Genomic DNA, 1,652 nt, shown 5'->3' on the forward strand with positions numbered 1-1,652 from the left:
GTTGGGACCCCAAGGAGACGGTGTCGTTCATCGCCTGGGTGATCTACGCGGCGTACCTGCATGCGAGGTCGACGGCGGGTTGGCGCGACAAGAAGGCGGCCTGGATCAATGTCGTCGGATTCGCGGCGATGGTGTTCAACCTGTTCTTCATCAACCTGGTCACCGTCGGACTGCACTCCTACGCGGGAGTGAACTGACCCGGTTTCTTCGCGGTCAGCGCGGGTTGTTGTCGCCCTGGCTGAGTCGCCAGAGGAAATCCGGGTCGTCGTCGGGTCCGATCACCCGCGGGGCGGGGCGCGCGGATTTCGCCTTCGCCGCCCGCAGGGCGACGTAGACCGTTATGGCGACAACCAGGATGAGCAGCAGGTAAACCACTGATGAAAACCTCCTTGGTCCGAATATACGCGTGTCGGTAGGCTTCCCGCCGTGACCGAGAATCAGGCGGGCGGCGCAACCGGCCGTATCGTGCGTGACGTGGTCGTCTACACGCTGGCCCGGCTGGCGCTGGTGGCCGCGCTCACCGCCGCGATCTTCTTCGCGGCGCAGCCCATCGGCGTTCAGATCCCGCTGGTGGTGGCGATGTTGTTCGCGATCATCCTGGCCCTGCCGCTGGGGATCTGGCTGCTGGCCCCGCTGCGCCGGCGTGCCACCGCGGGCATCGCCGAGGTCGACGAACGTCGCCGGCGGGAGCGCGAACAGTTGCAGGCCCGGTTGAGGGGCGAGCAGGACGGTTAGGTGACGCGACACCCCGCCGAATCGGACTAGCTCCGTTTCCAGGCGTCGACTTCGATCTCCACCAGCATCGCCGGGTCGACCATCGTCACGCCGGCGACCATGGTGGCGGCCGGCCTGATCTCCCCGAACACCTCACCGTGGGCTTTGGACACCGCATCGAGATCCGAAGCGCTGACCAGAAACACCCGCGAACGCACCACGTCTGCCAGCGAATAACCGACCTGAGCCAGTGCCGGGGCGATGACGTCATTGAGCGCCACCAGGGTCTGGCCGTAGGCGTCACCCGGGTGCCGGACTTCGCCGCCGACACTGGCCGTCGACCCCGACACGTGCACGTAGTCGCCCGCGACCGTCGCCCGGGAATAGCCGATCGTGGCCTCCCAGGGGCTGCCACTCGAGATCAGCTTGTCCGCTGCCATGTGTCTCCTTCGCCGGTTGTCAGGACGTGTCGGTCAGCCCAGGGCCAGCGCCGCCGCCACCGCGATCGACCACACCAGCATCGTCAGCCCGGTGTCGCGCAGCACCGGGATCAGCTCCCGTCCGCCGCGGCCGGCACGCACCGGCCCGGCCGCCTTCACCGCCAGGGGCAGCGCCAGGAAACCCAGCGCGCACCACGGGGTGGCCCGGACGAGCAGGAGGGTCATCACCGCGGCCAGACCCAGCAGCGCCTGGTAGAGCACCCGGGTCCTGGCATCGCCCAGACGCACCGCCAGCGTCATCTTGCCCGCGACCCGGTCGGTCGGGATGTCCCGCAGATTGTTGGCCACCAGGACCGCCGAGGAGAGCGCACCGATCGCCACCGCCGCCGCCAGGCCCACCCAATCGGTCCGCAGGGCCTGGGTGTACTGCGTGCCCAGCACGGCCACCAGGCCGAAGAACACGAACACCGCGACCTCGCCGAAGCCGGCGTACCCGTA

At 68.5% G+C, this 1,652-nt stretch carries 5 protein-coding genes; 2 read left to right on the forward strand and 3 right to left on the reverse strand.

Annotation, left to right across the window (positions count from 1 at the left end; translation table 11 throughout):
• On the forward strand, window positions 1-197 hold a 197-nt coding region (gene ccsA / locus ADBZ5U_RS16195), incomplete at its 5' end, for a cytochrome c biogenesis protein CcsA (RefSeq protein WP_526811905.1).
• A 16-nt stretch (window positions 198-213) separates the two neighbouring features.
• Here ccsA and ADBZ5U_RS16200 read toward each other — a convergent pair.
• The gene (locus tag ADBZ5U_RS16200; RefSeq protein ID WP_526811907.1) at window positions 214-375 is read right to left on the reverse strand and encodes a hypothetical protein; all 162 of its coding nucleotides are present in this window, start codon (window positions 373-375) and stop codon (window positions 214-216) included.
• A gap of 51 nt (window positions 376-426) precedes the next feature.
• On the opposite strand from ADBZ5U_RS16200, the gene ADBZ5U_RS16205 reads away from it, so the two are divergent.
• Window positions 427-735 (forward strand): DUF4229 domain-containing protein, encoded by a 309-nt coding sequence (locus tag ADBZ5U_RS16205; RefSeq protein ID WP_526811909.1) that lies wholly within the window; start codon window positions 427-429, stop codon window positions 733-735.
• A gap of 26 nt (window positions 736-761) precedes the next feature.
• On the opposite strand, the gene ADBZ5U_RS16210 is transcribed toward ADBZ5U_RS16205, so the two are convergent.
• Together ADBZ5U_RS16210 and menA are read right to left on the reverse strand one after the other, a co-directional pair.
• On the reverse strand, window positions 762-1,154 hold the full coding sequence (locus ADBZ5U_RS16210) for a RidA family protein (protein WP_526811911.1): 393 nt from the start codon (window positions 1,152-1,154) through the stop codon (window positions 762-764).
• Window positions 1,155-1,187: 33 nt separating this feature from the next.
• A partial coding sequence (gene menA / locus ADBZ5U_RS16215; RefSeq protein WP_526811913.1) for a 1,4-dihydroxy-2-naphthoate octaprenyltransferase occupies window positions 1,188-1,652 on the reverse strand: 465 nt, incomplete at its 5' end.

The sequence above is a fragment of the Mycobacterium sp. genome, assembly GCF_040398885.1.
In the GTDB taxonomy this organism is placed as follows: Bacteria; Actinomycetota; Actinomycetes; order Mycobacteriales; family Mycobacteriaceae; genus Mycobacterium.

What these genes read in the sequence shown, in the direction of transcription:
- ADBZ5U_RS16210 (WP_526811911.1), bottom strand. Translation starts at nt 1,154, where the DNA reads ATGGCAGCGGACAAGCTGATCTCGAGTGGCAGCCCCTGGGAGGCCACG.